Source organism: Actinomadura sp. SCN-SB (assembly GCF_043906805.1).
Classification (GTDB): domain Bacteria; phylum Actinomycetota; class Actinomycetes; order Streptosporangiales; family Streptosporangiaceae; genus Spirillospora.
Genome location: NZ_JBIMPP010000155.1, coordinates 1 through 1,678, shown reverse-complemented (window position 1 = coordinate 1,678; position 1,678 = coordinate 1). Strand labels below are relative to the sequence as shown.

Genomic DNA, 1,678 nt, shown 5'->3' with positions numbered 1-1,678 from the left:
GGTGAAGTTGTTGGTGTGGGTCGGGGTTTCTGGGCGTGCTCGTCTGGCCGCTCGCTGGTCGGCGGTGTGTCCGGGGGTTCCTGGTCGGGGGTTGGGGTGTGGTGACCGTGCTGGTCGTCGGGGTGTGGTGACCGGGGTTGGGGCGGGTCAGGCCGCTGCGGCCGGTGGTGGGTGCAGGGAGTTGAAGACGGCTCGCCATGCCGGTGCCCAGGGCCAGTGTTCGGGCAGGTGCAGGGTGAGGTGGCCGCGTCCGTGGCGGGCGATGCGGGCCGGGACGCCGATCAGGTGGCGGCGCAGGGTCGCCCCTCGCGCTTTGGCGTGGAAGGCCGAGGCCAGGGTCCCGGCGGCGCGCAGCAGGTTATGGGTGATGGCTGCGCAGGTCAGCCAGGCCGCGTTGGCGGTGAACACCCCTGATGGCAGGTGCGCCAGGGGCCCGTCGGTCAGGTCGGCGAAGGCGTGCTCGATGGCGCCGGCGTGGTCGCGGTGCTGGGCCTCGGCCTGCAGCATCTCGAATGGGGAGTCGGTGAAGACGGCGTGATGGCGCCACAGGTCGAACAGTTCGTCCTGTCCGCCGGCGGCCTTGGGGTTGAGGCGGCGGACGCGGCGGACGATGAGGCGGGCGGTGACCGCCTGGTTCTTCTTGGAGGAGAACGCGGTGTAGGGGGTTTCGGCGACCTCGGCGTCGGAGACCCACCGTCCGGCCTGCTCGTCGAAGACCGCGTTGGGGTACTTGATCGGCGTCCACGCGTTGTCGGGTATCTGCGCGATCGCGGCCTTGATCTTGGGGTCCATCTTCGCGGTGACCGAGAAGCAGGCGCCCGAGCGGCGGCAGGCGGCGATGGTCTTGGCGGAGTAGAACGCCGAGTCGCCGCGCATGATGAGCAGGCCGGACGCGCCGCATGCGCGGGTGGTGCCGATGGCCTCGGCGATCAGGGTGGCGGCGCCGCGGGCCGAGGACGCGGTCCCGCCCCGCAGCCTCGTTGCGGCGATGACGGGGGCGGCCAGCGGTGTGGACACGGTCGCGGCCAGGGTGTTCAGCCCCCGGACCAGCAGGTTCTTCCCGCCGATCTTGGTGTGGCCGAACCCGGCGCCCTGCTTGGCCGCCGAGAACACCCGGCGCTGCATGGAGTCCACGTCCACGAACGCCAGCGTGCCGGCGCCGGGCAGCAGCGGTGTGTGCGCGGCCAGGCGGATCAGCAGTTCCCGGCCGGTCTTGTGGAGTTGGCGGACGTTGCCCCAGTTCAGGGCGCGCAGGAACGAGCCCAGTGTGGACGGGGCCCGCACGTCGTGGAACACCTTGGTCATGCCGCCGTGCCGCAGCACGTCCAGGTCATCGATCGAGTCGGCGCCCGCCGCCATGCCCGCCACGATCGAGGCGACCTTCGCACCGACGCCCGCTCCACAGGGGCCGGCGGCGCGGAGGTGTTCACCGGCCAGGTCGCCCAGTCCGCAGCGTTCGGCCAGCCGCATCACCGGCACCAGCCCGCTGTGGGCGATGACGTGCTCATCGTCGAAGGTCGCATGTGTCCTGGCGGCGGCGTGAGACAATCGCACTTACGAGGTGTCCTCTCGGACTGGGTTTGTGGAAGCGTGAAGAACTCCCATCTTCCCAGTTCAGAGGGCACCTCGCTGCGTTACGGCCCTACCGCTCACACAAATCAGCCGGTGGATTCAGGCT

At 70.6% G+C, this 1,678-nt stretch carries 1 protein-coding gene; it reads right to left on the bottom strand.

Features of this window, described 5'->3' with window-relative positions:
• Positions 1 to 147: 147 nt before the first annotated feature.
• Positions 148 to 1,554, bottom strand: coding sequence for an IS1380 family transposase (locus tag ACGWYJ_RS38800; RefSeq protein ID WP_395111690.1), 1,407 nt, complete (start codon positions 1,552 to 1,554; stop codon positions 148 to 150).
• Positions 1,555 to 1,678 lie beyond the last annotated feature (124 nt).